Annotated in this window: 26 protein-coding genes; 11 read left to right on the top strand and 15 right to left on the bottom strand. The window is 56.3% G+C overall.

Going from position 1 to position 23477, the window contains the following annotated elements; genetic code table 11:
* Nucleotides 1-65: 65 nt before the first annotated feature.
* The 3 genes from GC165_15575 to GC165_15565 form a co-directional block, all read right to left on the bottom strand.
* Nucleotides 66-497 (bottom strand): PIN domain-containing protein, encoded by a 432-nt coding sequence (locus tag GC165_15575; protein ID MBI1334289.1) that lies wholly within the window; start codon nucleotides 495-497, stop codon nucleotides 66-68.
* Nucleotides 491-730 (bottom strand): hypothetical protein, encoded by a 240-nt coding sequence (locus GC165_15570; GenBank protein MBI1334288.1) that lies wholly within the window; start codon nucleotides 728-730, stop codon nucleotides 491-493. The genes GC165_15575 and GC165_15570 overlap by 7 nt, the downstream gene beginning before the upstream one ends.
* A gap of 114 nt (nucleotides 731-844) precedes the next feature.
* Entirely contained in the window at nucleotides 845-1354 is a 510-nt protein-coding gene (locus GC165_15565) for a redoxin domain-containing protein (GenBank protein ID MBI1334287.1), read from the bottom strand.
* 67 nt (nucleotides 1355-1421) lie between these two features.
* Between GC165_15565 and GC165_15560 the strand changes: the two genes are divergently transcribed.
* From GC165_15560 to GC165_15545, 4 genes are all read left to right on the top strand, one after another.
* A complete protein-coding gene (locus tag GC165_15560) occupies nucleotides 1422-2825 on the top strand; it encodes a UDP-N-acetylmuramate--alanine ligase (protein MBI1334286.1) in 1404 nt (467 codons plus the stop codon).
* A 187-nt stretch (nucleotides 2826-3012) separates the two neighbouring features.
* A complete protein-coding gene (locus tag GC165_15555; protein ID MBI1334285.1) occupies nucleotides 3013-3921 on the top strand; it encodes a hypothetical protein in 909 nt (302 codons plus the stop codon).
* Nucleotides 3922-4201: 280 nt separating this feature from the next.
* A complete protein-coding gene (locus tag GC165_15550; protein MBI1334284.1) occupies nucleotides 4202-4795 on the top strand; it encodes a sigma-70 family RNA polymerase sigma factor in 594 nt (197 codons plus the stop codon).
* Nucleotides 4796-5158: 363 nt separating this feature from the next.
* Nucleotides 5159-6298 carry a serine hydrolase gene (locus GC165_15545; GenBank protein ID MBI1334283.1) on the top strand — a complete coding sequence of 380 codons (1140 nt, stop codon included), beginning with the start codon at nucleotides 5159-5161 and terminating at the stop codon, nucleotides 6296-6298.
* Here the strand turns inward: GC165_15545 and GC165_15540 are convergent.
* The 4 genes from GC165_15540 to nusA are packed head-to-tail and all read right to left on the bottom strand — an operon-like array spanning nucleotide 6283 to nucleotide 10587.
* Complete coding sequence (locus tag GC165_15540) at nucleotides 6283-7059, bottom strand: hypothetical protein (protein MBI1334282.1); 777 nt, start codon at nucleotides 7057-7059, stop codon at nucleotides 6283-6285. The genes GC165_15545 and GC165_15540 overlap by 16 nt on opposite strands.
* A 2-nt stretch (nucleotides 7060-7061) precedes the next feature.
* Nucleotides 7062-8999 (bottom strand): translation initiation factor IF-2, encoded by a 1938-nt coding sequence (infB, locus tag GC165_15535; protein MBI1334281.1) that lies wholly within the window; start codon nucleotides 8997-8999, stop codon nucleotides 7062-7064.
* Nucleotides 8984-9241 (bottom strand): DUF448 domain-containing protein, encoded by a 258-nt coding sequence (locus GC165_15530; protein ID MBI1334280.1) that lies wholly within the window; start codon nucleotides 9239-9241, stop codon nucleotides 8984-8986. The genes infB and GC165_15530 overlap by 16 nt, the downstream gene beginning before the upstream one ends.
* Before the next feature lie 14 nt (nucleotides 9242-9255).
* Nucleotides 9256-10587: a transcription termination/antitermination protein NusA gene (gene nusA, locus GC165_15525; protein MBI1334279.1), complete on the bottom strand. Its 1332-nt coding sequence runs from the start codon at nucleotides 10585-10587 to the stop codon at nucleotides 9256-9258.
* Between nusA and GC165_15520 the strand changes: the two genes are divergently transcribed.
* The 3 genes from GC165_15520 to GC165_15510 all read left to right on the top strand — a co-directional run bounded on the left by GC165_15520 (nucleotide 10569) and on the right by GC165_15510 (nucleotide 12191).
* The gene (locus GC165_15520; GenBank protein ID MBI1334278.1) at nucleotides 10569-11096 is read left to right on the top strand and encodes a hypothetical protein; all 528 of its coding nucleotides are present in this window, start codon (nucleotides 10569-10571) and stop codon (nucleotides 11094-11096) included. The genes nusA and GC165_15520 overlap by 19 nt on opposite strands.
* Before the next feature lie 282 nt (nucleotides 11097-11378).
* Nucleotides 11379-11729, top strand: a complete 351-nt coding sequence (locus GC165_15515) for a hypothetical protein (GenBank protein ID MBI1334277.1) — start codon at nucleotides 11379-11381, stop codon at nucleotides 11727-11729.
* A 30-nt stretch (nucleotides 11730-11759) separates the two neighbouring features.
* Nucleotides 11760-12191: a hypothetical protein gene (locus GC165_15510; protein ID MBI1334276.1), complete on the top strand. Its 432-nt coding sequence runs from the start codon at nucleotides 11760-11762 to the stop codon at nucleotides 12189-12191.
* A 56-nt stretch (nucleotides 12192-12247) separates the two neighbouring features.
* Here GC165_15510 and GC165_15505 read toward each other — a convergent pair whose 3' ends face one another.
* Nucleotides 12248-12958 carry a hypothetical protein gene (locus GC165_15505; protein ID MBI1334275.1) on the bottom strand — a complete coding sequence of 237 codons (711 nt, stop codon included), beginning with the start codon at nucleotides 12956-12958 and terminating at the stop codon, nucleotides 12248-12250.
* Nucleotides 12959-13151: 193 nt separating this feature from the next.
* Here GC165_15505 and GC165_15500 point away from each other — a divergent pair, with 193 nt between their 5' ends.
* Nucleotides 13152-13601: a hypothetical protein gene (locus tag GC165_15500; GenBank protein ID MBI1334274.1), complete on the top strand. Its 450-nt coding sequence runs from the start codon at nucleotides 13152-13154 to the stop codon at nucleotides 13599-13601.
* 24 nt (nucleotides 13602-13625) lie between these two features.
* Here GC165_15500 and GC165_15495 read toward each other — a convergent pair whose 3' ends face one another.
* The 3 genes from GC165_15495 to GC165_15485 are packed head-to-tail and all read right to left on the bottom strand — an operon-like array spanning nucleotide 13626 to nucleotide 15949.
* Complete coding sequence (locus GC165_15495) at nucleotides 13626-14330, bottom strand: hypothetical protein (GenBank protein MBI1334273.1); 705 nt, start codon at nucleotides 14328-14330, stop codon at nucleotides 13626-13628.
* A 31-nt stretch (nucleotides 14331-14361) separates the two neighbouring features.
* A complete protein-coding gene (locus GC165_15490) occupies nucleotides 14362-14919 on the bottom strand; it encodes an Appr-1-p processing protein (protein ID MBI1334272.1) in 558 nt (185 codons plus the stop codon).
* A gap of 7 nt (nucleotides 14920-14926) precedes the next feature.
* Entirely contained in the window at nucleotides 14927-15949 is a 1023-nt protein-coding gene (locus GC165_15485; GenBank protein MBI1334271.1) for an aminotransferase class I/II-fold pyridoxal phosphate-dependent enzyme, read from the bottom strand.
* A gap of 53 nt (nucleotides 15950-16002) precedes the next feature.
* Between GC165_15485 and GC165_15480 the strand changes: the two genes are divergently transcribed.
* The 3 genes from GC165_15480 (at nucleotide 16003) to GC165_15470 (ending at nucleotide 18326) form a co-directional block, all read left to right on the top strand.
* Nucleotides 16003-17001, top strand: coding sequence for a gfo/Idh/MocA family oxidoreductase (locus tag GC165_15480; protein MBI1334270.1), 999 nt, complete (start codon nucleotides 16003-16005; stop codon nucleotides 16999-17001).
* A gap of 112 nt (nucleotides 17002-17113) precedes the next feature.
* Entirely contained in the window at nucleotides 17114-17593 is a 480-nt protein-coding gene (locus GC165_15475; protein MBI1334269.1) for a hypothetical protein, read from the top strand.
* 271 nt (nucleotides 17594-17864) lie between these two features.
* Nucleotides 17865-18326 carry a hypothetical protein gene (locus GC165_15470; protein ID MBI1334268.1) on the top strand — a complete coding sequence of 154 codons (462 nt, stop codon included), beginning with the start codon at nucleotides 17865-17867 and terminating at the stop codon, nucleotides 18324-18326.
* Here the strand turns inward: GC165_15470 and GC165_15465 are convergent.
* The 4 genes from GC165_15465 to GC165_15450 form a co-directional block, all read right to left on the bottom strand.
* On the bottom strand, nucleotides 18323-19789 hold the full coding sequence (locus GC165_15465) for a hypothetical protein (GenBank protein MBI1334267.1): 1467 nt from the start codon (nucleotides 19787-19789) through the stop codon (nucleotides 18323-18325). The genes GC165_15470 and GC165_15465 overlap by 4 nt on opposite strands.
* A 74-nt stretch (nucleotides 19790-19863) precedes the next feature.
* Nucleotides 19864-20376, bottom strand: a complete 513-nt coding sequence (locus GC165_15460; protein ID MBI1334266.1) for a hypothetical protein — start codon at nucleotides 20374-20376, stop codon at nucleotides 19864-19866.
* A gap of 425 nt (nucleotides 20377-20801) precedes the next feature.
* Nucleotides 20802-21986: a response regulator gene (locus tag GC165_15455; protein MBI1334265.1), complete on the bottom strand. Its 1185-nt coding sequence runs from the start codon at nucleotides 21984-21986 to the stop codon at nucleotides 20802-20804.
* Complete coding sequence (locus GC165_15450; protein ID MBI1334264.1) at nucleotides 21983-23470, bottom strand: GAF domain-containing protein; 1488 nt, start codon at nucleotides 23468-23470, stop codon at nucleotides 21983-21985. Before GC165_15450 ends, GC165_15455 begins: the two co-directional genes overlap by 4 nt.
* Nucleotides 23471-23477: the final 7 nt, after the last annotated feature.

Below are 23477 nucleotides of genomic sequence, written 5' to 3'. Positions count from 1 at the left end.
GGCTACCCGGCTTTGGAATATCCAAATCGATTGAGTAATTACTCCCAACCACGTGTACTCGCGACTTATGGCCGAATATTTGAGGGGTCGATGACCTGAACGCCTGCATTGCTCCAAGCTGAGTCGTTGGAAACAAACACATCGCAACCAGTCAGAATGCCCGTTGCCAGGTGAATGGCGTCTGGCACTTTGAATCCAAATTGCGATCTAAGGTCAATCACTTTCTCAAGAACTGCAATTGAGATTGGTTCAATAATGAAATTGCTAGTTGGAGACAGGAAGGCTCGAAGTACCGATTCGTGGCTTGCCTGTCCGGCCTTTCGGGCGCCAACGACTGTTTCTACAATCGTGAGCTCACTTGTAACCGCCACAAACGCCCCCGCGTCTAGTGGTTCCAGCAGACCAGCTTTCAGATTCGCGTAGCTGGAGAAGCCCTCAAGTGCGTAAATGATCGTGTTGGTGTCTAAGTAAACGCGCTTGCCAGCAAGAGTTACCATGCGTCGCGTATCTCGTCGATTGCCTTATCGACTGCCTCGGGCGAACCATATCCATTTTTGAGAATGCCAAACATCGATCCGTAAGAAGGACGCACTGTTTCCTGTGGCGGGATTTTCTGCACACTGAGCCCCGCTTGGATTAGCCGAATGAGTGCTTCGGTTTCCGAAATGTGCTGGGCCCGGGCAAATTCCTTCACTTGGGGCTCAATGTTTGGCGGGATATCGAAGCTCATGATCTTTCTCAAAAAGGTCGTTGCCTACCTATTGTACGTTAGAACAAACTGCTCGGTCATAAACAAAGAAGGTTGACAGCCGACGACCATCAACCTTGATTATCTTATGACGTTCTAAGCCTTCTCTTTCAGAGCTGCTTCGATAGCCTCGACCACGTCGGGGCTATCCGGCTTTGTTTTCGCCGCATATCGCTTGACCGTGGTTCCGTCTCGGCTGACAACGAACTTGGCGAAGTTCCAGTCGATATCGGTGGTGCTGTTCGATTCGGTCAGAAGCCACTTGTACAGTGGAGCGATGTCCTCGCCCTTCACCGAAATCTTGCTGAACATCGGGAACGAAACGTCATAGGTGGAGGTGCAGAACGTCTTGATCTCTTCATTGGTGCCGGGCTCTTGGCCGCCAAAGTTGTTCGCCGGGAAGCCGAGGACGACCAAGCCTTCCTTGTGATACTTCTTGTACAGCGCTTCGAGAGCGGCGTACTGAGGCGTGTTGCCGCACTTGCTGGCGACGTTCACGACGAGGAGGACTTTGCCCTTGAATTTCTTGAGCGGAGTGGGCTTGCCGTCGATGTTGTTCATCGTGAAGTCGTAGATTGTTCCGGCGGACGGATTACCTACCTTCATGGCTAGCAATGAGGCGATTGCGAGCGTGGTTACCATGCCCTGATTCTACGTCATACTCTTCGGGAAAGTGGGCGAAAAACTCTATTTCATACGCGTCGGTGGGACCGCCATGGGCGGGGTGGCCGGAGCCTGCAAAAAGCTCGGCAATGAGGTCTTCGGTTCGGAGGAGGTTTTGTACGAGCCGATGAAGTCCTACCTGGCCGATTGTGGAGTCGAGGTTTTCTCGTCCTTCGATCCCGAACACATCCTCAGTTTAAATCCAGATCGCATCGTTGTTGGCAATGCGGTTTCACGAGGCAACGAGGAGTTAGAGTTCGCGTTGGAGCACAAGCTGGACTTGATCTCTCTGCCGGAGTTGGTCGCCCAGCAACTGATCGGCAAGCGGACCAGTGTGGTGATTGCGGGAACGCACGGAAAAACCACGACGACGGCGATGACGGCCAATATGCTGACGGTTGGCGAGCTTCGACCAGGCTTTATGATCGGCGGAGTGCCGGGTAACTTTTCCGTTTCCTGCCTTCCGGCCGAGAGCGATGTATTCGTCATTGAGGGAGACGAATACGATTCGGCGTATTACGACAAGCGGTCGAAGTTCATGCATTATCGGCCCGACATCGCGGTGGTGAATAACATCGAGTTCGACCACGCGGATATCTTCGATGACTTGGAGGCGATCAAGAAGTCGTTCCGGCTCTTCATTCGGTTGGTGCCACGCAATGGCTTGGTCTTGGCCAATGGCGATGATCCCGTTGTCGCGGAGGTTCTGAAAGTTGCTTGCTCCCCGGTGGAGACGTTCGGCTTTGGGGACTCTTGCTTCTGGCGGGTTGTGGACCTTGAGGAGTCGCCGGAAGGCTCTCGTTTTACGGTTCTGCGGAACGGCGAAAAGTTTGGCGAGTTCGCGAGTCCGGCCAATGGCCGGTTCAATGCCCTCAACATGTTGGTGGCGCTCGTCTGCGGGCATCGGCTGGGAATGCCGCTCGATCAGTTGCAGTCGGGAGCGGCGTCTTATCTTCCGCCCAAGCGACGGATGCAGGAAAAGGGAACCTGGCGGGGCGCGCTGGTGATCGACGATTTCGGCCATCATCCGACCGCGATCCGCGAGACAATCGATGCCCTAATTGCTCGGTATCCGAACAGAAGGTTGATCGCTTGCTTCGAACCCCGGACCAACACCACGACGCGACGCTTTTACCAACAGGAAATTGTTGACTGCTTCGCCAAGGCTTCCGGCGTTGCGATTGGAGCCTTGGATCGACCGTGGAGATATTCGGATTCCGAACGATTGGATTTGGATTGGCTCCGGAGCCAATTCAAGGTCCCGGCTTTTGTTCTTTCGCTTGAGCAAGGCAAAGAGTCGGATTGGGGGAAGTACGTTCGGGATTGGCTGGAGGATGTGGTCCAGCCTGGCGATCTGGTCGTGACGTTTAGCAACGGGGACTTTGGCGGCCTGCGAGCAATGATGGCGGAGTAATTTCGGAAAGCGGCCTTTGGACTGCGCGAATTTATTCGCGCTCTAGCCTTCGAGGCAAGTCTCGAAGGCTAAAGACGACTCTCTCGGTTCGCATAACGCTCACCGGTCTCTCTCGCCAGAGAGACATCTTGGCCATTGGCCAGAAAGGCTGAAGGCTCTAAGCTATCCGCTGAAGTAATCTAGCCTCATGGTTCCTGCGTTCCTCGCCCTCTCTTCGACTCCGCCTAACCTCACCAAGCTTGAGAAGGACCTGACGGCCATAGCTAAGGCGTTTCGGGGAAGGCTGGGCTACTGCGTGGTCGATCTGACGACCGGCAAACGCATCTCCTTTAATGGTGAGGACATTTTCCCGACAGCCTCGACCATCAAGACCTCCGTTGCCTTGGAGGCACTGTGCGAGGTGGACGAAGGTCAGCACAAGATGACCGACAAGTACCCGCTACTCCCCACCGAGAAGCGGCAGGCGAGCATGTGGACCTATTTGATGAAGGACGGGACATCGCTGGACATCGACGGGTACGTGAATCTGATGATCGGTGTGAGCGACAACACGGCGACGATGACAATGCAGGACTTCATCGGGAGTAAGCCTGTCAACCAAAGGATGGAGAAGCTTGGCCTGCTCCATACCAAGATTCTTGGCCACCGCACAGACCGCGACAACCAAGAGAGCGTGTGGCAACAAAAGTTCGGGTGGGGCATGACTACTCCGCGCGAGCAGGCGAGACTATACGAATTGCTGTACCAGCATAAGGCCGCGAGCCCGGCGGTATGCGAGAAGCTACTGAGGATTCTGTCGCGCCAATACTGGGACGACATTACGCCGACGATGTGCCCGATCGATGTGAAAGTGTGCTCGAAGACGGGTTCAGTCAACCAAAGCCGGTCGGAAGTGGCCATCGTCTACGCCTCGCGCCCGTACGTTTTGGCCATGTATACGGCCGATCAGCAGGACCAGCGCTGGGTCCACGATAACGATGGGCTTGTCGCTTTGAGGAACATTTCGAAACTGGTTTGGAACACATTTGAGCCTAATCGACCGTTCGAACTGCCCAAAGGTTACGACAAATTCGCGCCGACAGGCGGAGGCGCATAAGGGTACTAAATCCCCGCACTGCTTCCAAATTTGATGTTTCCATGCCGTAAATGACGAAACTATGTGCGTATAGTAGTTTGAGTGAAACTCCGGTGGAGTCTCGCCCGTTACCTTTTCTACAGAAGTCTTGAACTACCGACCGGTAGGATTATGGGACTTGAGTCCCATAGGCTCAAGCTACTTAATATCAAAAAACTCAAAAATGTGGAACATTCCGATGACATATCTCGTTTAACTTATCAGAGCAAGCAGCTTTGAACCAAAAGGAGGAGTAAAGCTAATGACAACAACCTATGCACTGAACGAAAAAGAAACGGTCCGATTCAATCAATTGATGGATGAGACCTATCGAAAGGTCTACAACATGGCCTATCGCCTCAGTGGAAATCGGCCCGACGCAGAGGACCTGACGCAGGAAGCCTACTATCGAGCCTACCGGTCGTTCAACGACTATGAGGGAGATCGCCCGTTCGAGAACTGGATTTTCCGAATCGTGACGAGGCTCTACCTGGACCTTCTGCGCAACCGACGCCGACGCGTGCAGACGGTCAGCTATGACAATTCAATTCCGGCCGAAGTGGGCGGAGACACGATCCACTTCGAAGTGGCTGACGATGGTCCTTCGCCGGAGCAACAGCTCATCGAGAACGCCTACAGCGAGCCGCTTCAGGAAGCTCTCGACGCGCTTTCGCCGGATCAGCGAGAGCTAATCGAATTGGCCGACGTGAAGCAGGTTCCGTACACGGAAATCGCCGAGATGCTCGGTGCTCCGGTGGGCACGATCCGCTCACGACTGCACCGAACCCACAAGGCTCTGCGAACGAAGCTGGAACAGGCTCGCGCTCAGCAGGCCCTGCGCGGCAACCGATCTTAAATCCGACACTAATGAGCACCAAAGGCCGCCCGAGAGGGCGGTCTTTTTTTGTCTCATCGTCCTGTTTGTGATAAAGACAGGGGACTCAATCGGAGGTTAGGATGCTCATCCAGAGCTTTTTGGGGCACTCTCGTTGGTGGCCAGGGTGCTTCTCTGTTCATTGGGTCAAGATTACGGAATGAATGAAGATTGAAAGATTCAGACTGTCGAAGCTCGGGAAAATTCTGAGGGGATACTAGGGCCGCTAAGATTAGGGCGAAGGAGTACCCTAAAGCCCGGAGACGCTCCGAATCCCGGTGCAAACCTGGAACGTTAGCTCGCAACGTACGACTTCTGGTAACCCATTTGGGCTTACAATCAGTTATGAATTTAGACCGGTTGTTTGCGAAAATGGAGAGCCATGTCGTCGGCGGCGAAGTGCCAGGCATTGTTGCTTTGGTTAGCCACGGCGATAGTGTTCATCAGATGGCGTTTGGAAACGTCGAACTCGATACGATCTTTCGGATTGCCTCGATTACCAAGCCAGTAACTGCCGCGGTGGGGATGATCCTCGTCGATGATGGCAAGATCGGGCTCGATGATTCGGTTGAGCCATGGCTTCCAGAATTGGCTAATCGTCAAGTATTGCGGGACATCGGTTCGGAGTTGAACGATACGGTTCACGCAAACCGACCCATTACTTTTCGTGATCTCCAAACGTTTACATTTGGATTTGGGAGCGTCATGGCCATGCCAGGCACCTACCCGATTCAGAAGCCCATTGCTGAAGGGAATTTAGGTGGTGATGGACCGCCAAGACTGTCCCGAGCTCCGGGGCAGGACGAATTCATGCGTCGCCTCGGCGCACTACCCCTAATGCATCAACCTGGGGAACGATGGCTCTACAATACAGGTTCGGATGTTCTTGGCATCCTAATTTCGCGAGTGTCGGGAATGAGTCTCCAAGACTTCATGAGAGAGCGCCTCTTCCAACCGCTCGGGATGGCGGACACCGGTTTCAGTGTTCCAGAAAGCAAGCATCATCGTCTGCCTGCCCTTCTTTGGCCGAACGAAGGCGGGCTTCAGGTCTTCGATGCGGCCGGCTCGTCAAGCGAAATTGCAACTCCTCCTGCCTTCCAATCTGGCTCTGGTGGCTTGGTTTCCACCGCAAGCGACTACCTGAGTTTCTGCAGGATGTTGCTGAGGAAGGGACAGGGCGTCCTTTCCGAATCAAGCATATCCATGATGATGTCTGACCGCTTAGTGCCGTCCCAGCGCATAGGAGGTGAAATATTTTTTGGTGACCACAGTAGTTGGGGCTTTGGCGGCGCCATATGCATTGGCGGTGAAGAACCGTGGCAGGTTCCGGGGCGGTACGGATGGGATGGTGGCTTCGGCACTTCGGCCTACTCCGATCCATCAAATGACCTCTGTGGAGTCCTGATGACCCAGCGTATGATGACCTCGCCGGAACCACCGAAGGTGTTTACGGACTTTTGGCGGTGCGTTTACGAAGGCCTGTAATACTCGACGGTCTCGTCCAGCTTGTTCTGGTCGAATTTGCGTTTCTCGGACTTCAACCCGGTGAGAATCGCGTCGCGATCGTCGAAGATGAAGCAACTGCCAGTGAACTTCGACTCGCCTTCGGGGATCTCTTCCAGGTACTTCAGAATCCCACCTTTGAGGTGATACACCTCTTTGAAGCCGCGCTGAAGCATCATCGCCGACGCCTTTTCGCACCGGATTCCGCCGGTGCAGAACATCGCCACTTTCTTGACCTTCGACGGATCGAGGTTTTGGTCCACCCAAGCGGGCAGGTGGGAGAAGTTACGGGTATTGGGATCGACGGCACCCTCGAAGGTGCCCTCGACATACTCATAGTGGTTGCGGGTGTCCAGGACCAAGACGTCGGGATCGGAGATCAGGTCGTTCCATTCGGCAGGCGAAACGTAGGTGCCCACCACCTTGGTCGGATCGACCGCCGGATCCTTGATCGTGATGATCTCCTTTCGGTGGCGGATGCGCAGTTTACGGAACGGATGCTCTTCGTGCGACGAATCCTTGTAATCCACGTCGGGAAACTCGGGCAGGGAAGTCAGCGCTCGCCAAAACGCCTCCATGTTCTCCGGCGACGCCGAAACGGTGCCGTTGATGCCTTCGGTTGCGAAGGTGATCGCGCCTTTGAATTCTAGTTCCTCGCACAGCGCCTTGATCTGAGCGGTGACCTCATCGGCCCGCTCAGGCGTCATGGCGACGAACTTATAAAAGGCGCGGATCGCAATCATGGTTACGCGTTAACTTGAACGACTTCGAAGGCTTCGACTCGGTCGCCTTCTTCAAATCCTTCCCAATCGCCGAACGTCATACCGCATTCCTGGCCCATGTTCATTTCGCGGACATCGTCCTTGAAGTGCTTGAGGGTGACGATGTCGCCGTCGTGAATGAGGTCCTTTCCGCGGTAGACCTTGGCCTTCGCACCGCGCATGACCTTGCCTTCGGTGATGTAGCACCCGGCAATGACGCCCTTCTTGGAGAAGGACATGCGGAGTCGAATCTCAGCCTCGCCAATGAATTGCTCCTCGAACTTCGGTGCAAGCATGCCCTTGACGGCGGCTTCGATGTCTTCGATGAGTTCGTAAATGATCGTGTAGGTTCGAATTTCGACCTTTCGCTTCTCGGCTTCCTTTTTGGCTTCGCCTTCCGGCTTCACGTTGAAGCCGACGACGATCGAGTCGGATGCGGCCGCGAGGTCGATATCCGCCTTGGTGATCTGGCCGACGCCGCTGAGGATGATTTTGGCCTCGACTTCCTCGTTCTTGACCTTTTCGAGCATGCCCTTGACCGCTTCGACCGAGCCTTGAACGTCGGCCTTGACGATGAGGTTGAGCTCTCGCATACCGTCGTCCTGCATTCGGTTTCGCAGGTCGCGAAGCGTGAGTCCACGTCCACCACTGGTGAGCGATCGGGCGCGCTCCTTGGCGACGCGACCTTCGGCTTCGATACGGGCCGAGCGCTCGTCGGGGAAGAATTCGATCTTGTCACCGGCGGCCGGAACTTCGTTCAGACCGAGGATCTCAACCGGCGTCGACGGTCCGGCTTCGGACATCTTTTCGCCCAAGTAGTCGGTCATCGCCTTGATGCGGCCGAACGTGTTACCGACCACCAGCGCGTCGCCGGAGTGCAGAGTGCCTTCCTCGATGAGGAGCGTGGCGACCGGGCCGCGGCCCTTCTCCAGCTTCGCCTCGATGACGGTGCCCTCGAGCGTCCCCTTCGGGTCCGCCTTCAGTTCCATGATTTCGGCTTGGAGGAGGATGAGTTCCAGCAATTCGGGAACGCCTTCGCCGGTCATGGCCGAGACGTTGGCGGTGATGGTTTGGCCACCGTACGATTCGGGAACGACGTTGTGCTCCGTCAACTGCGTCAGAACGCGGTCCGGGTTTGCGCCGGGCTTGTCGATCTTGTTGACAGCGACGATCATCGGAACGTTTGCGGCCTGAATGTGCTGAATCGCTTCGATGGTCTGCGGCATGATGCCGTCATCGGCGGCAACGACCAGGATCGCGATGTCCGTGACCTGGGCCCCACGGGCCCGCATGTTGGTGAAGGCGGCGTGGCCGGGGGTATCCAGGAAGGTGATGACGCCTTCCGGCAGAGTGACCTGGTACGCGCCGATGTGCTGGGTGATGCCACCGTACTCCTTGGCGGCGACATTGGCCTTTCGAATGTAGTCGAGCAGGGATGTCTTGCCGTGGTCGACGTGACCCATGATGGTGACGACCGGCGGTCGCAAGATCTTTTCGCCCGGCTTGGGCGCGGCTGACTTGGGTTTGGGTTTAGCCGCAACGGCCGATGCCACGGCGTATTCGAAGCCGTACCCTTCGACGATCTTGCGGGCCTCTTCTTCGGTCAGCGGATTGCCGATCGCCTTCATGATTCGGAATTTGGCGATCAGGCTCTTCTGCATTTCGGCCTGCGGAACATCGAGTGCGAAGGCGACGTCGCGAGGCGACGAGTTCGGCTTCAGCGTGATGGCTTTCTTGTCGAGTTGGTCCAAGCACCCTTCTTTAACCAATTCCATCGTGTCGGAATCGACATCGAAGGCGGCTCCGTCGTGGCTCAATCCGAGATCGTTTAAGACCGTGAACACTTGTCCCGGTCTTATCTCGAATTCTTTCGCGATCTCGGCGATGCTTGTCATATTTGCTTTCTTTACCTCAGTTTGCATAATAAATCTTGTAAAAGGGGCTCGTTTGGAACGAGATTGCCGGTTTTGAACGCCTTTTGCAGGCGTCCTTTGTGCGTGAACGATTCGACGCACGGACGAGACTTGCAGACATACGCACTCCGCCCCTGCCCAGTCCAGGGGGTTGGCATATGCTCTTCGGACAGGGAGAGCCGAAACAGGCTCTCCTGAGAAAATTTACCGCGACAGGCGATGCAGGTCCGAATTGGAACGTGGCTTGGCACTGTGGAGCATCACCTCACCCTCGTCCCCGCTCAGCGGCGGCTTGCGCCTCGCTGCGGATGTCAATTGTCCAGCCAGTTAGTCGGGCCGCCAAACGGACGTTTTGGCCGCCTTTGCCGATCGCGAGCGAGAGCTGGTTCTCGGGAACCACCACGTAGGCGTGCTTCTCCATTTCTCCGCGCTCATTCTGCTTTTCGGTGAGCCGAATCGTGTTCACCTTGGCTGGCGACAGCGATTCGACGATGAATTCTTTGGGGTCGTCCTTGAACGGGACAACGTCGATCTTTTCGTCGTTCAGTTCATCGACGATGGCTTGGACTCGCGCACCGCGCGGGCCAATGCAAGCGCCGATCGGGTCGACGCGTTCGTCAGTGGATTGAACTGCGATCTTGCTTCGCTGACCTGGTTCGCGGGCCACGCTCTTAATCGTCACGATGCCCGTACCGATCTCTGGAACTTCCAATTCGAACAACTTTCGAAGCAGGTTCGGGTGGGTTCGGCTGACGATGACTTTGAGTCGCTTCTGCGAGTCATCGACCTTGTAGACGTAAACCTTCAGGCGGGTATTGGTCGAATACTTTTCGGTCGGCACCTGCTCGCGACGGGGAAGTTCGGCTTCGACCCGGTTGACTTGAACATAGACGTTTTGATCGTCTCGTCGAGTGACCTGACCAGTCACGATGTCGCCGATCTTTTCGGCAAAGACGTCGTGGATGCGGCGGGTTTCGGCTTCACGGAGCTTTTGGCTGAGGACCTGCTTTGCGGTTTGGGCGGCAATGCGTCCAAACCGGTTGGGATCCACATCCATCGGGATAAAGTCGCCGATTTCTGCGTCGTTCTTGCGGCGGCGAGCCTCGACGAGGCTGATTTGAAAGCTGGGTTCGACCACGACGCCGACAACTTCCTTTTCGACGCTGGCGGTCATTCCTTTACGAGGATCGAGCTTGACATGGACCTCGCCGCGAGCTCCCACATACTTCTTGTATGCGGCAGCAAGCGCCTCCTCAAGCTCAGCTTGAAGCTCTTCCATTGGCAGATCACGCTCCTGCGCAATCTGGTTCAGTTGATGCAGTACATCGCCTTCCATTGTGCTCCTTTTCCTCGACTTTGCGTTCGTCCGGTAACAAAAAAGGTGGCTTTTGCCACCTCGGTTTACGCTACCCGAACTGTCTTCATTTATTGTATCACATTCGGTCCGGGTGGACGGCGCGCCCTTAGTACTACGCCAAGGTAGCCAGGGTTCGCTCCACGATTTTTTTTGGCTGTCGTTTCCTTTCAGGTCTCCGAACTTGGGATACAGGACTAAAGTCAGTAAAATGTGGGGTGAAAATGCCAAGACTGACCTCATTTGTCGAAGGTGACCATGACGAGCTTTTGGGCAACGAGTGGATTGTCCAGAAGGAAGAGAGATGGGGCTTCTCTTTGCACGCGCGTCCTTTGTACGCGGTGAGAGGCGATCGGAAAGTCGAGCTTGGGTCGAGAACGGCGGATACGACGAGGTCGCTTCGAATAGAACAAGAGTATCAGTTTCCGCACGGCTACGCGGGTTACTATGTGATTACTCTGTCGCTTGGAGGTTCCCCAGTCACCATCACGGTTCAGGCGACGCGAACGGGAGACCACATAGTGATGCCAGAAGATGCCATTGTTCAGTTGGCTTCTGCTCGCACGAAAGTTGGCTATAACGGCGTGGGAATCGCGACTTACCGGAATGCTTGGAAGGATTCGGACAGTGCGAAGCACATCATCGCATTTATCGATGCCCAGAGTGATGATCCTGCCGATGAGGAATCTCTGGTTTGGCTGGCTGGAACCCTTGGCAAGCTGGGTATGCCCGTCTACTTGACCAATAACTAGGCCGTGGCCGTCGGTACAATCCGGTTACGGACGATAGTGATGTTCGGCGCACTCCTTTGTCTCGTTTTGGCTTTTGGCAGCCTCATCATCTGGGCGAAATTCTTGTTCAGGTCGAGCAGTGAGATGCAAGCAAGCCCAGACTGCTTTCCAATTCGCCAAACCAGACCGGTTTTTGAAGTCGGGTGTGGCGGCTGCCTTGTCTCCCTATCGTTGCTTTTCTTGTCGTTGAGCTTGGTATTGCATTTTGAATTTTTCGCCTTCTTCTGCGCATCGGGAGTTGCGGTGGGAACGGTCCTCTTTCTCGCCAGTTACGTGAGAGTTCGTCAAAACGTCCGATACGAGCGTCAATTTCACGCGCGCATCGAGCTTGATCGGGACGGTCTTCGTTTGTTCGACAAAGAGGGGGTGCTTTCGGCCGAAGCCAAGTTTAGCGAAGTCGTTGAGCTACGACGGTACCAGGGATTGGACGATGACCGTCAGCCGTTCGATCACTGCGTGGTCCTGCTCCAAGATGGTCGTGAGGTGACCATTCAAGGAATCATCGCTTCGAAGAAAAAGCTTCTGCACAAGATCGAGCGAGCCACCGGACTCCAATTCGCCTATCGAAAGAATTCTGAGCGGACGAAGAAGTAAGGTCGTCTTCGGCTACAATGCCTGAGTCAAATGCGCCGAAGAGTTCTTATCCTTGTCGCGATCCTGGGGTTTTTGGTCTGCGCAGGTGCGACCGCTTGGTTCGTCGTCTCCCACTTCCTCTTGCCAAAGACGTCCCTTTATGGAATCCAGGTGACGCCAAAGATGGTCGACTTTACCAAGATTCCCTGGCGATACGCTGGCCCAGGCAACGTATTCGAAGTTCCGACCATGGACGTCGAGGAAATCGCTAAGGTACTCGTCAAGGAAGGGTTCAAAGACCAGGGACCGGGAACGACTCACCTTTATAGCAACTCCCAGGATGGACCTTATGTCCTGGTCGATTCGCGTGACTTTGAACGGGACTTAGGCGACGGGGCAACGGAAACAGTTGCGATCATGAAGAGTGAAGGCGTTCGGGCTCTGGTTCACTTCCAAACGCAGGACATGCCGAACCAGCCGTAATGTCGGCAAGTGTTCAATCCAGCCCCAGGGTGCCGCCACTGGGGCTGGAATTGACATTAGTTGCTTCGCGATCCTTGCCAGGTTCCCGCTTGGGATGCGCTGGTGGACCAAATGCCCGTACAACTGACCTGCCCATTGGAGAGAACGCACATGCCTGCCCATGTCATCGTTTCCCCTAGATGGGTACCAGAGCCTTGGCCCGTTAGTTGGCCGGCACCGGCCGCCGAGAAATTGCCCGACACGTTGAAGAGGGTTTCATTTCCGTTGGTTACTCCGCCCACGACATGCCCGTTCGAGCCGAAGGTGAAGTTCCAGTCTCCCGAAAAGTCTCCGGTGTACGCTCCGGCATAGCTTCCTGCATAGCTTCCCGTGTTGGGAGAGTCCTGGTACTGGAGGGTGACCGAGAGAGTGATGTCACCCGTCACATTGAACACGACCTGCCGTTGGGCGGCGGTCTTGGACGGGATGACCGTCGCGGACAGATTATAGGTCTGGTTGTTTTGGTTCACCACCGCCGCGAAGTGGCCAGTGCTGTCGATGGCCGCTGTGCCGAAGAAGACTCCTGCCGCTGAGTCTGAAACGGCGTAGTCGACCAGTCCACCGGGCGTGACGGCGATATTGATGGTTCCACCGAGCGCCACTCGGGTGTAGGTGGACGAGTAGGAGCCGGCATAGTCGCCGAACTCTTCTGCTTTGGTTGCGCATCCAGAGATGGAAGCGATTAGGGCTATGACCCCCACTATCTTAATAAGAATCGTATTCTTCATAGCAATTTCCTTCTGTTTCTGCGGCCGCCCTGCCGCCCTCTCTGCCTGGATTTGACTTCAAAATCGGCCAAAACTGGCCGAGAGTCCTCGTCATGAAGTCCGTAACTTTACCATGATTGGACCCTTATGCCTGGAGGAGAATGCGACGCCTTGCTTTGACACGCTGGCGAAAAGCTTGTAGACTCATCCTCTGATGAAGCTAGCCTCATTCATTGGAGCCTCTTTACTCGTTGGAACATTGTTCGCTTGTGGCGGCGGTGGATCTTCAACTACAAGTCTGTACGCGGGAACTTGGTCTGGCAAGGGCACTTGGAACATTTACGATTCCAACAACAATCCAATTGGAACCGAAGCAACGGACATTCCAACTTCTGGAACGGTGGATTCCAATGGCAATATCGACATTAAGATGCAGTTTGGTCCCGGCTCAGGCAACATCTATGACAACATGCTTGGGGCTGTAGATGCAAATGGTGCTGCTGGTGGCATTTACTGGGACGCGAAGGATCAGGACGGAACCGGCGGAAATCAGTACACCTATACAGCGACATTCGTGCGGTCGGGGAATGGGCTGACGGTCACCTACATAGAGGCATACGGTTCAGATACTGTTCGCGGCGTATACAACTTGGCGCTCAACTAATTTGGTTGCGGATAGATAATTGGGCTAACCGCCGACCTTCTGAATGCCCCAAAGCTTGGGGTCGTATCCGACCTTCTCGGGGTCGAGCGCCACATTGTAGAGTCGAAGGTCGGCGATGACGCCGTGGTAGGGCTGGTTGTGCGGCCCTTTATCCCACTGTACATTGCCGACACCAAGGCCGGCCGAGTCGATGGCTTCCAGTCTGCCGATGGGATGGCGGTCGGTCTGCGTGGTATTTTCGAGCTTGCCATTGACCCAAATCTTCATCGCATGCGCATAGGAATCGAAAGTTCCAACCACGTGCGACCATTGGTTCACGGGAAGCTTCGTTGTGCTCTTGCATTCGGTGGTCACGTTGTCATCGCTGTCAAATCGCAAGAATATGGTGCCGTCGTCATGGATGGCCATGCTGTAGGGATCGAGGCCAGGACGATCGTCGCCGCGAAACATGATCTGCGCTTGTGGGCCGCTGAGCACATAGGCGTACGGTTTCAGCCATGCGGAAATCGTGAACTGCTTTTCAAGGGCGAGAGCGGGATGGTCAACAATCATCCACCCAGAGGACTGACCCCAAAACTCGACGCCGAGACCTCCGGGAACCTTTATCCAATGGGTTTCGGGTCGCCAGCTTTCTGGGCTGGGCGAAACAACGGTTCCGTTGAGCTTGATGGCAAACACTGGCGTGGGTCCTTCTTGCGCCATGCAAAGAGCGAGTGCGATGCCAACCATATTGATTGGACGTTACCCGAGGCGAAACGTGTTATTGAATCTCATTTAGGAATTCCCCGTACGCTTCCGCCATTTGGGCGGCGGCGAAGGCAGGGGGCATTTTGCCGACTCCGGTCCCTAGGCCCGGAATGGCGATCGATTGGATGTCGCCGTCGTTCTCAAGATTGAATTCGTGAACAGCGCGGAAGACGGCTCGAGTCGCGAGATACACGTTGTTTGTGTGCGCGATGTTCATTGGGACCTCCATTGTCGGCGCACTGACCAAATAGGGCACGTCGAAGTCGCCGGTTTCGACCACCAGGGCATGACCGATAGGAAGCATTCCGCCGAGCTGATCGATCTCGCGTTGGACGGCGACGTCGACGCTGGGAAAGCGGATGCGAAGGAGGAGGTCGAAGCCGCCATCCATGATGCCGTGGCTATTGGCGGGAGAGACGTAGGCATCGGCGTTGATGTCGAAGAAGTCTCCGTGTTGAATCTCGGCTCGCCCGTGGATCGGGTGGCGCAGGTCTCGAAAGTGTTGCCGCCAATGGTGGCAGAGTTCCTCGTTTACGTCACCGAGGATGATTTCGAAGCTCACTAACCTCAGAGTACCTTTAGCCTGCTAGTTCGGTAAACACTTCAATCGCTCGGTCCACGCCGGTCGAATCGACATCGGCATGAGTCACCAGCCGGATACGATTTTCAGCCACCGGAAAGCACCAAACGTCGCGACCGTGAAGCATGGCTTGCCATTCGACAGCGGGGCGATCCGTGCCGACCAGGCAGATGTTGGTCGGCGTGTTGGCGGGGTCGGTGTGGAGGCCGGGGAGTTTGCCGATTTCGACGGCGAGGCGTTGGGCATTGGCGTGGTCATCGGCGAGGCGATCGACGTACTTCGTCAGGGAGACGAGTCCGCACGCGGCGAGAACGCCAGACTGGCGCAGGCCACCGCCCATTCGCTTTCGCCAGATTCGAGCTCGGTCGATGAACTCCTTTGGGCCGCACAGGATGGAGCCAACCGGCGAGCGGAGACCCTTGGAGAGGCAGATGCTGACGGTGTCTACGTTGCGAGTGACATCGCCGATGGGCACGCCGAGGGCGACAGCGGCGTTGAAGGCGCGTGCGCCGTCCATATGAAGCTTGAGGCCATGCTTGTCGGCAATGCGGCGATACTCGGCAATTGTATCGAGAGGAATGATGGTTCCTCCGGCTCGGTTATGGGTGTCCTCGATGCAGATCAGGGAGGTTCCGGGAGTGTGCAGGTTGGCCGAGGTGATGCGCTTTTCGATGTCTGCTGGGTCCATGACGCCCTTGTCCGAAGGAAGCGTCCAAGTCAGGACATTGGCAAACACGGCGGGAGCGCCGACCTCGTAATAGATGACGTGGGCTTCCTGCTCGACGATGATCGCTTGGCCAGGCTGGGTGTGGGTGGCGATGGCGACTTGGTTCCCCATGGTGCCGCTTGGCACGAAGAGCGCGGCTTCCTTCACCGTCATTTTGGCGGCGAGGGACTCAAGCTCCGAGACGGTGGGCTCGTCGCCAAGTACGTCGTCACCGAGAGGGGCGTTCATCATTGCCTCATACATGTCGGGCGTGGGTCGGGTGACGGTGTCGCTACGGAGATCGACGATGCTCATGGATGCTGATAGGTTACTTAATTCGAGGTTGCCACCATTCATAATTTCACTCGATGAAGGCAATTCTTGTTGGGGCGGGAGGAATGGGGCGAGCATGGGCTCGGAACCTGGTGTCGAACCCAGAGACGGAGATCGCGGCATGGGTCGATGTGGTGCCCGGCCAGGTTGAGCAAAGCTCCCAAGAAGTCGGTATCGAGGTTCCGGCGTTTGTGTCGCTTTCGGATGCCTTGCGGGCGGTCGAGGCGGACTTCGTGGTGGATGTTTCGGTGCCGGAAGCGCACGAGGCGGTGACCATTGAGGCTTTGGAGGCGGGCTTGCCGGTGCTCGGAGAGAAGCCGATGTCGGTTTCGATGGAGTCGGCGCGACGCATGGTGGCGGCGTCGGAGCGGGCGGGGAAGCTCTACATGGTTTCGCAGAGTCGCCGGTACGACGGACGGCAGGAGGCGTTCAAGCAGATTCTGGGCGAGATTGGCGAGCTTGGAATCCTGAATGTCGACTTCTATATCGGAGCGCACTTCGGCGGATTTCGAGACAAAATGGCACACGTCTTGGTGCTGGACATGGCGATTCACACCTTCGATCAAGCTCGCTATTTGTCGGGTCTCGATCCGGTTTCGGTCTATGCCGACGAGTTCAATCCGGGCTGGAGCTGGTATCAGGACGGATCGTCCATCACGTGCCTCTTTGAGATGACGGGCGGCGTTCGTTTTGCCTACCGCGGGTCTTGGTGCAGTGAGGGGCTTCACACCTCGTGGGAAGGCGAGTGGCGGGCCGTGGGCTCGAAAGGGACGGTGAAGTGGAACGGTCACGACCTGATTGAGGCGGAGACCGTGGTGGGCGACGAAGGGTTCCATCGTCCAGTCGAACGTCAGGTTTTCCAGCCGATCGACAAGCTGGGTGGCATCGCCGGGAGCCTGGACGAGTTCTTGTGGGCGCTTCGGACCGGGAATGCGCCGAACGGCGAGTGCCACGACAATATCAAGAGTTTGGCGATGGTGTTTGGCGCGATTGAGAGCGCGGAGACTGGGCTTCGCGTGGAGATTGCTCTCTAATGGACTTTCCCCTCTCGTCGTTCCGCGGTCCTTTCTCCAAATTTCCTTCGGAGAATTTGGAGAAAGGCTCGATTGGCGTTACACTACGCGCACGAAAAAGAAATTCGTCGCTATGGCATTGATTGCGGTCATTGCCGTTCCTGGCTTTGCCGATATGAAGTCGGAGTGGCAGAAGAAGTACGACGCCTATTGCGCGGCCAGCATTAAGAAGGACATGAAGGCGGTCGAGAAGTCGCTTCGCGGCGTCTTTGCCGAAGACTTCAAATTCATTCCCAAGAAGGGCGAGACCGTCAACCTGAAGCAGTGGATCGAGAAGGAAAAGACCGAGGCATCGATGACGGAGAAGGTGAACTCCTTTTCGATCAAGATCGAGAGCCTGAAGGAAGGGAAGGACACGGCGACGATGAAGGTGTCGATTCATTTCTCGGGCAAGGTGAAAATGAGCCCCGGCGCGAAGACATCGAACCTGCTGAAATTCGATGGGTCTGCAGATCAGAAGCTGGTGAAGCGAAGCGGGCGCTGGTGGGTGGTCGAGATGAAAGAGGGCGACATGAAGACGACGCTCGACGGAAAGCCGTTCGATGGCGGGTAGAGTTTCACGCGGTTTGTGCTTTGCGTGAGTGACATGTGTGGGTCATTTTGTCTGCACGTGGATGCTATGAAATCTATTAGCGGCCCTTTTACCCTCCACATCTCTGAATCTGGATTCGGGAGACCGTGTCGCGCTTCGATGCTGAGGGAGCGGTCCGAAGTTATTCCTCTCAGCGACCCACCCATGCCCTAATTGGCTGGCCCCTTCGGCTCCAGGACCCGGGACGTCGCAACGATTTTCGAGATTTCTGCGTTCACTAGGCGGGGATTGTATGAAATCGAAACTGCTTGCACTTACCACGGCTGGGTTTGTCGCCGCGATTGCCCACGGCGATCTGAAATCGGACCTGCAGAAAAGACTCGACTCCTATGCGGCGATCATCAAGGCCAAAGATGGCAAGGCGCTGGACAAGTGGAGCGCCAGCAACTGCGCGCCGGACTTTCGCTTCGTCGTACGAGAGGGCCGTCCGTATTTTCTGAAGGATTGGCTGGCGGAAGAAAAGGCTAGCTACTCGCGGTCACCCAAGATTTTGAGCCTCGCTTTTCACATTGATAGCCTCACGGTCAGCGGTGACAAAGCGACGATTAAGGCGACAGCGAAGTCCACTTTTCAGGTCGTCAAGGCGAATGGCAAGCCCGCCACGGAATCCAATTCCTCGGTTTTTGGCATCCAGTTAGTCAAGAAAAAGGGCAAGTGGCTCTTCTTCGAGGTGCGCCAGCACAGCAGTCACTAGCGCGCCTTTACGGTGACGATCTGATTAGTTCGCTGGCCACGCACGGTTTGCTTGCGGCCCCCCGGCCAGGTGATCTGCAGATCGACTTTTCCGTGAAGATCGCCCAGACCAAAGTGGAGGCGCAGGTCGTTTTGGTTGCCTTCGCCGGTCCCGGCTTCGACTTGACGAGTGAGCGTCTTGTTCTTGAGCTTGATTCGTACTTGGGCGCCGATAGCGCTTCGATTGATGCGCTTGCCGTCGCCTTCGAGCCGAACGTCGATCCATTGGTGAGCGTCGCCTTCGTTGGCAAAGAGCTTTCCGGCGGTGCAGAGTCCGAGGCGGCCATCGTTGCGGAAGTCGGCAAAGGCGGCTTGGTAGGTTGGAACCTGCTTCTCCAGCCCGCTCCCCTCGGTCACGTCGGCAAACTTGAAGTCCCCTTCGTTGCGGTACAGCACTGGGAAGTTGGGCTTGTTGAACGAGGCGGTGCCGTACACGGTGGTGAAGTAGAAATCGAGATTGGTGTCGTTGTCGAAGTCGGCGGCGGCGGGGGAGGCGTAAGACTCCTGGTACCAGACTCCGCAGGTCCCCTTGTCCTCGAATTTATAGCCGCTTTTGGGGCCGAGATTATGCAGGAGGCGCGACTTGGGTTGGTCGCCCCGGCTATCGACGTGGGCAAAGTTTCCGGCGAAAAGGTCGAATTCGCCGTCATTATCGAAGTCGCCCCATGCCGCGCCGATAGAGTGTCCACCATCGAATCCGGCCGAGGTAGCAATCGCGTTGAATTCGCCAGCTCGGCTGGCAAACTTGCCTTTGCCGTCATTCACCCAAAGCTCGTTTGGCTGGAGGCGGTAGTTTGAGGCGTAGACGTCGAGCCATCCGTCGCGGTTGAAGTCGCAGGCGGTGATGCCGCGACTGCGATAGGTCGCGTCGGTCCAGGTGACCTCGAATCCCTTGGCTCCTCGGTTCATGAGGATGAAGCTGGGATAGGTGATCTGCTTGTCCCAATCTTCATAGCCGCCAATGTAGAGATCGACGAGGCCGTCGTTGTCGAAATCGCCCCAGCAGGCTCCTCGGGATACGGTCGGCGGCATCGTCGGGAGGGGGACGGCTGTGAAAGATTTTCCGCCGACATTGCGATAGAGCTTGGTTTGGGACCACGAGAAGAGGTCGGGGTAGCCGTCGTTGTCCATGTCGGCGGCGACGACCATGCCGACGCCTTCGGCTAATTTGGTGAACCCTTTTCCTTTCTCGTTGTGCCAAACAACGCCGCCCGCGATCAGGTCGGTCCAGCCGTCGTTATCGACGTCGACCCAACAGGCTTGGTCGTTGCCGATCTGCATTCCCATCGCGGTGGTGACGTCGACGAATCGGGGCGTCAAGATCAGGGCGAGAAAGGGAAGCATGACCGACTTTACCCGTCGGGCGGCCTGCTTCAGGTGCTCGTATTTGCTTCGACCAATCGCCTCACCCGGTTCGTGCCTCACCGACCTCTCCGTCCGAAGAGGTATCACGTTTAGCCGTCCTATTTGGGGCGGTGGTTCCGTGGGGATCAAAAAGCCTAGTCGGTCGGTGGCAACGAATCGGAGTAGCTGATTTTGGTGCGGATTGATAGCCCCAACATGAGGAACACGAGGCCAACGACGTGACCAATCCACCCAGGTTCACCAAATAGTTCTAGGATGTTGAATGGCCTAGGTTCTGGCGCTGAGTAGTAGTAGTGGTACCGTTGGGGAGGCTCGCCGAGCGGTTTGCTGACCAGCGTCAGCACAAATGGGATCAGTTCTAAAGCAAGCGGCACCAGGAGGCCGATCAAGACCATTGTTAGTGCTGTTCGCCGCCCCGACTCCAGCCGGGTCCAGCCATAGAAGGTGAGCCAGTTTCCGGCGAAGACGAAGAGCATCATGGGCATAGCGACCACTCGCGTGGGTTCTTCGTACATCGATGAATACGGCGTGTAAAACGTCCATCCGCCATCGTGGATTCCAAACAGGCCGAGCCCAAACCACATGAACGAGTACAGGATCGGCGCGGCGATGCCGAGAACGATGCAGATTTGGCCGAAACGCTTCATGCGAATGAAGCTAGGCTATCACAAACGGAGCCCAAAAATGAGAAGAGCCCCTCCTCTTGAAAGGGGCTCGATTCTTTTACTCTTTCCAGAGCGGTCCTAATATCGAATCCGCGATTGCGTCGACGTCATCCAAGAAGCTTCTTTTGGGCTTCGCTTCAGACTTTGCCTTGTGAGGCAGAGCAAGCTTAATTGCTCGACGAACCGGCGTCGGAAAGACCTTGTAGGTCTTTCTTAGGAGCGTGTTTACAACCATTTGGTTCCTCCTGTTGGTTGTAAGCCAATGTCCTAGGCTTGTCGGACTGAACTCTAGCAGCGTTCAGTTGTCCTTGTTCATCAATGAACACTAATATTGTACCCATCGGCGGGGAAAACTGGAGGGCTCTTCTTAAAGGCTTAACCTGAAGACCTAATATTCTTAGGGGGTCCTAAGCGGCCTTCTGGATTCTTTCGGGAAGAAGCCGAGTTTCCAATTCATTTGACGCCGCTGGAGCCAGTACCATTGCACGCTCGATGGTGTTTTCCAACTCGCGGACGTTGCCAGGCCACGGATAGGCGTGAAGCGCCTTCACGGCTTCGGGTCCGAAGTGGAGCGGATCACGGCCATTTTCGGCGGCGAATTTGGCCATAAATAGCTCGGCGAGTGGCACGATGTCTTCTATTCGCTCGCGGAGCGGCGGAATCAGAATTTCGACGACCTGCAGCCGATACAGAAGGTCCAGGCGGAAAGACCCGGCATCGACCGCAGCTCGCAAATCCCGGTGCGTGGCCGTGATGAGGCGAACATCGATTTTGGTGGGCTTGGTGCTGCCCAATCGCTCGATTTCCCGCTCCTGAAGCACGCGCAGGAGTTTGACCTGCACGAGGTGCGGAATTTCGCCGATTTCGTCGAGGAAAAGGGTGCCTTCGTTGGCAGCTTCGAAGCGGCCAACTTTGCTTCCGTTTGCTCCGGTGAACGCGCCCTTTTCGTAGCCGAAGAGTTCGCTTTCCAGGAGCGTTTCGGGCAAGGCGGCGCAACTGACGGCCACAAAGGGCTTCTTGCTTCGCGACGAAAGGGTGTGCAGAGCGTTGGCGACGACCTCTTTTCCGACGCCGCTTTCGCCGCCGATCATGACGGTGGCTTTGGAGTCGGCGACTTGACGAACGGTCTCGAGGACTTGTTGCATCGCGGGCGAAGCGGCCAGGAACGGATCCCCACCCAAACCTGGCTTGCTCGCTTTCTTGACCGTCTTTTTGAGCGTCTCCCCTCCCCCGAGGGCGCTCACGACGATCTTCTTCAGTTGGTCTAAGTCGAATGGCTTGGTGACGTACTCGTACGCCCCGTTGCGGATGGCGGCGACGGCCTGCGGAATGGTGCCGTAGGCGGTCATGATGATGACGGGCAGGTCGGGCTGGTTCTCATGAATGATGTTCTGCAGCTCGTAGCCGGTCATGCCGGGCATGGTCACGTCGGTGATGACGAGATCGAAATTGTTGGATTCCAGCAGTTGGAGGGCGACTCGGGCGTCCTCGGCGACGAGGACCTGGTGCCCCATCTTCTCAAAAGCCATCTGCAGGATTCGACGAATGTTCAGTTCGTCGTCGACAATCAGTAATTTCGAGTTCTTGCTCATGCCGCTACCTTTAGATGATCGGCAAATCGAACGGCAAACCTAGAGCCTTTGCCGGGCTTCGATTCGACTTCGATGACGCCGCCGTGGGCTTCGACGATTTTGCGGCAGTTGCTGAGGCCAAGGCCGGTGCCCTTGGGTTTGGTGGTGAAGAATGGCATGAAGAGGTTTTTGACGGTCTCTTCGCTCATGCCGGAGCCGGTGTCGGCAACCGAGAATCCGTTGCCGTCGATCCCGATGGTAACCGTACCGCCGTGAGAGGTGGCATGCAGGCCATTGATGACGAGGTTTCGCATCACCTGCTCGATCTGGTTCTTGTCCATCGATATGTAGGCTTGTGGCTGTCCTTCGATTATGAGAGTGACTCCAGCCTCTTCAAATTCGTGCTGGTGGACGGCGGCGAGGCGGTGGGCGATTGAGGCGAGGTCGCCGGGCACGAGCACAGGTTCGGCCGGCCGGGCGAATTCGAGGAACTGGTTGCAAAGCTCGTTGAGCTTGATGGCCTCATCCTCGATCATCTTGGCGAGTTCCTCGCTCATGTCGGGTACCGACGTGACCAACTGCGCGGCGCTACGGATGCCGGTTAGCGGGTTCCGGATTTCGTGAGCGATGGCGGCGGTCATCTGGCCGATTTCGGCCAGGCGTCGAACCCGCGACAGCTCTTGTGTCGCTTGGACAGTAGCGGTGATGTCTTCGGCGAAGAGCAGGACTCCACCTCCAGGAATTGGCGATGCGCCGATCATCCAGGTTGCGGCCCCGTTCTGGGCTTGGCACTTGCGGCTCTCGCCGCGCTCGGCGTCGGCGACAGCTTTGTTTACGGCTTCCGAGAAAGCACGAGGCAGGTTCATGAGAATGTCTTCATACGAACCAAGTCCGAAAAGACGGTCGGCCTCCTGGTTGCGCTGTTCGATCTCGCGTCCCTTGATCGTGAGGATGGCAACGTTGAGGAGGTTGAAAACGGTGGTGATTTGGTCGTGAGCCGACTTGATTTCGCCGATCATGCGCCAGTTGGCGACGGCGAGGGAGATGTTGGCGGCCAGCGTGTTGGCTTTGGCGAGGTCCTGCTTGTTAAAAGGCTGGTCATCAGCGTGGCGAGCCAGGTTGAGAACGCCGAGCTTGCGCCCATTGGAGATGAGCGGGATGACCATGGCGGAACCGATTTCGCGGCGCTTACGGGTGACCTGGTTGACTAAGATCGGGTTATCGCTTGGGTCTTCGACAATGATGGCCGTGCCGTGGTGCAAGGCGCTTCCCGCGATGCCTTCGCCTTCGATGATGGTTGCGTTTGGTGAAATCGAGACGCCAAGCGATGCCTGACAGCGGATGACGCCATCGATGCCGGCGACGAAGACCGACGCGGCGTAGGACTCGAACCAATCGGCGCAGCGAACCAGGATGGTACGAAGATAGGCCTCGACTCCTCCCTCTTCGATTGACGGGATGTCGAACAACTCCCAGATGTCGAGCGATGGGGCGCGAGTAGGCACATATGAA

It is taken from the genome of Armatimonadota bacterium, from assembly GCA_016125185.1.
Lineage (GTDB): Bacteria > Armatimonadota > Fimbriimonadia > Fimbriimonadales > Fimbriimonadaceae > Fimbriimonas.
Note: the sequence above shows the minus strand (reverse complement) of the source record. Positions and strands in the feature narration are given on the sequence as shown.

Coding starts and splice junctions, on each gene's coding strand:
- GC165_15575 (MBI1334289.1), bottom strand. CDS start 497: ATGGTAACTCTTGCTGGCAAGCGCGTTTACTTAGACACCAACACGATC.
- GC165_15570 (MBI1334288.1), bottom strand. CDS start 730: ATGAGCTTCGATATCCCGCCAAACATTGAGCCCCAAGTGAAGGAATTT.
- GC165_15565 (MBI1334287.1), bottom strand. CDS start 1,354: ATGAAGGTAGGTAATCCGTCCGCCGGAACAATCTACGACTTCACGATG.
- GC165_15555 (MBI1334285.1), top strand. CDS start 3,013: ATGGTTCCTGCGTTCCTCGCCCTCTCTTCGACTCCGCCTAACCTCACC.
- GC165_15550 (MBI1334284.1), top strand. CDS start 4,202: ATGACAACAACCTATGCACTGAACGAAAAAGAAACGGTCCGATTCAAT.
- GC165_15545 (MBI1334283.1), top strand. CDS start 5,159: ATGAATTTAGACCGGTTGTTTGCGAAAATGGAGAGCCATGTCGTCGGC.
- GC165_15540 (MBI1334282.1), bottom strand. CDS start 7,059: ATGATTGCGATCCGCGCCTTTTATAAGTTCGTCGCCATGACGCCTGAG.
- infB (MBI1334281.1), bottom strand. CDS start 8,999: ATGCAAACTGAGGTAAAGAAAGCAAATATGACAAGCATCGCCGAGATC.
- GC165_15520 (MBI1334278.1), top strand. CDS start 10,569: ATGCCAAGACTGACCTCATTTGTCGAAGGTGACCATGACGAGCTTTTG.
- nusA (MBI1334279.1), bottom strand. CDS start 10,587: ATGAGGTCAGTCTTGGCATTTTCACCCCACATTTTACTGACTTTAGTC.
- GC165_15510 (MBI1334276.1), top strand. CDS start 11,760: ATGCGCCGAAGAGTTCTTATCCTTGTCGCGATCCTGGGGTTTTTGGTC.
- GC165_15505 (MBI1334275.1), bottom strand. CDS start 12,958: ATGAAGAATACGATTCTTATTAAGATAGTGGGGGTCATAGCCCTAATC.
- GC165_15500 (MBI1334274.1), top strand. CDS start 13,152: ATGAAGCTAGCCTCATTCATTGGAGCCTCTTTACTCGTTGGAACATTG.
- GC165_15495 (MBI1334273.1), bottom strand. CDS start 14,330: ATGGTTGGCATCGCACTCGCTCTTTGCATGGCGCAAGAAGGACCCACG.
- GC165_15485 (MBI1334271.1), bottom strand. CDS start 15,949: ATGAGCATCGTCGATCTCCGTAGCGACACCGTCACCCGACCCACGCCC.
- GC165_15480 (MBI1334270.1), top strand. CDS start 16,003: ATGAAGGCAATTCTTGTTGGGGCGGGAGGAATGGGGCGAGCATGGGCT.
- GC165_15475 (MBI1334269.1), top strand. CDS start 17,114: ATGGCATTGATTGCGGTCATTGCCGTTCCTGGCTTTGCCGATATGAAG.
- GC165_15470 (MBI1334268.1), top strand. CDS start 17,865: ATGAAATCGAAACTGCTTGCACTTACCACGGCTGGGTTTGTCGCCGCG.
- GC165_15460 (MBI1334266.1), bottom strand. CDS start 20,376: ATGAAGCGTTTCGGCCAAATCTGCATCGTTCTCGGCATCGCCGCGCCG.
- GC165_15455 (MBI1334265.1), bottom strand. CDS start 21,986: ATGAGCAAGAACTCGAAATTACTGATTGTCGACGACGAACTGAACATT.